At 57.3% G+C, this 634-nt stretch carries 1 protein-coding gene; it reads left to right on the top strand.

The genetic code is table 11. From position 1 onward, the window contains the following. Nucleotides 1-515, top strand: a 515-nt coding sequence (locus DNK49_RS24515; protein WP_207807108.1) for an RHS repeat-associated core domain-containing protein, incomplete at its 5' end; no start/stop codon positions are given. Between the last annotated feature and the right edge of the window lie 119 nt (nt 516-634).

Below are 634 nucleotides of genomic sequence, written 5' to 3'. Positions count from 1 at the left end.
TCACCACCGGTGCGCGGTTCCGGTACACGGGGCAGCAGTACCTGGGCGAGCTGAACCTGTACTACTACAAGGCACGGTTCTACTCGCCGGCACTCGGGCGCTTCCTTCAGACGGACCCGATCGGCACCGCGGATGACCTGAACCTGTATGCGTATGTGGGGAACAACCCGGTTAATCGGTTCGACCCGCTGGGGCTGAGTGCTGTTCAGAGTGATCAACTCAACGGTGGGGTGGGTGGGCTGCAGTTGGGTTCTAGCTTCACAGGGGAGCGGATTGAAGTTGCTGGTGGTCCGTTGCTTCCGCTTCTTGGTTTGGGTTTAATGGCGACTGAAGTTGCAACGAGTGATGTTCCGATACTCGGCGGCAGTACTGCAAAGGCGGCTGCAAGAGTAGGTGAGATTGCAACGGCCTCTAACTACCGGTTACTTTTTAAGCAGGCTCGTCCCGATCTCCCTAGTGGTTGGCAGGTGCATCACAGCATGCCGCAGAAGTATCAGGATGTGATGGCAGTTTGAATCGCCCCGGGTTTGGTGGAGGCTCTAGTTCTTGAGAAGATAGAGCCATGAAGAAGTCAGTGAAGTTCTCCCCCGAAGTTCGTGAGCGCGCCGTGCGCATGGTGGCCGAATGTCGTGGC

It is taken from the genome of Parazoarcus communis SWub3 = DSM 12120 (assembly GCF_003226565.1).
Lineage (GTDB): Bacteria > Pseudomonadota > Gammaproteobacteria > Burkholderiales > Rhodocyclaceae > Parazoarcus > Parazoarcus communis.
This window is presented reverse-complemented; position numbering and strand designations above follow the sequence as displayed.